The organism is Caballeronia sordidicola (genome assembly GCF_000729995.1).
In the GTDB taxonomy this organism is placed as follows: domain Bacteria; phylum Pseudomonadota; class Gammaproteobacteria; order Burkholderiales; family Burkholderiaceae; genus Caballeronia; species Caballeronia sordidicola_A.
The window spans coordinates 1-1,475 of the sequence record NZ_JNFG01000087.1 but is presented as its reverse complement, the minus strand read 5'-3'; the positions used below and the strand labels follow the sequence as shown (position 1 = coordinate 1,475).

Annotated in this window: 1 protein-coding gene; it reads left to right on the top strand. The window is 60.6% G+C overall.

The window, feature by feature from the left end; genetic code table 11:
* On the top strand, positions 1–1,475 hold a 1,475-nt coding region (locus FH08_RS0133785), incomplete at both ends, for a fimbria/pilus outer membrane usher protein (RefSeq protein WP_035567905.1).

Genomic DNA, 1,475 nt, shown 5'->3' with positions numbered 1-1,475 from the left:
GGCGATCTGGTCGTCACGGTCACCGAAGCCGATGGCCGCAGCAAGGAGTTCACGGTGCCGTTTGCATCGGTGGCGCAATTGCTGCGCCCGGGCGTCACGCGTTTCAGCGCAACCGCTGGTCAACTGCGCAACGATTCGCTCGATACGAAGCCCGTCTTCGGCCAGTTCACGATCCAGCGCGGTCTGACGAACACCGTCACCGCTTATGGCGGCGTGGTGGCATCGACGGGATATGGCGCAATGAACGTGGGCGGGGCGTTGAACACGGGCATTGGCGCGTTCTCGATGGACGTCACGGGCGCGGTAACCAGCATCCCGAACGCACAGTCGATGCACGGCACGAGCTTGCGCGTGGGTTACAGCAAGTTCATCGCGGCAACGGACACGAATATCGCGGTGGCGGCGTATCGCTTCTCGACGGCGGGTTACATGAACCTGAACGACGCGGCGATGGTGCGCGATATCGCAGACCATGGTGGCGATATCAACGCGATTTACCGGCAGCGTAATCGCATGCAGGTATCGATCAATCAAAAGCTCGGTGATCACGGCACGATGTTCGTAACGGGCTCGTCGCAGAACTACTGGAACCACGGTGGTAACGACACGCTGTTCCAGGCCGGCTATACCAACGCGTTCAAGTACGGTACCTACAGCCTGACGGCTGGCCGCACGCGTTCGATGGACGGTCAGCTATCGAACGACTTCATGCTGAGCACGACCATTCCGCTGGGCCACAAGGCGCATGCGCCGATGCTGACCACGAACGCGTCGCACACCTCGGATGGCGCGACGAACATGCAGGCGAACGTGAGTGGTTCGCTTGGCGAAATGAACCAGTTCTCGTACAACGGATATGGCACGTATAACGCTGGGGGCACGTCGGCGAACAACGGCAATGCGGGGGTGAGCGGGACGTATCGTGCGCCTTACGCGACGTTGAATGCATCGGCAAGTGGTGGCGCTGGAACGCGTCAGGTGTCGGCGGGCGTGCAGGGTTCGGTGGTCGCGCATCCGGGTGGCGTGACGTTATCGCAGACTGTGGGCGACACGATCGGCATTGTAGAGGCACCCGCTGCGGCCGGTGCGATGGTGACGAGTTCGCCGGGAACGAAGGTGGATTCACGCGGTTACGCGGTGATTCCGTACCTGTCGCCGTACAGCATGAACGTAGTGGATATCGACCCGAAGGGTACGTCCACCGATGTCGAATTTAAATCGACATCAGCGCAGGTGGCGCCGCGCGCAGGCTCTATAGTGATGATGAAGTACGAGACGGTGAGTGGTCGGGCGGCATTGATTCAGGCGCCGAAACTGGGTGGTGGTGCGTTGCCATTTGGAGCGAGTGTGGAAGACGAACAAGGCAAGAGCGTGGGTGTGGTCGGTCAGGACAGCAGAATATTTGCGCGTGGACTGGAAGACCAGGGTGCGCTGACGGTTAAATGGGGCAGTGGTCCGGTTGAACAATGCCGGAT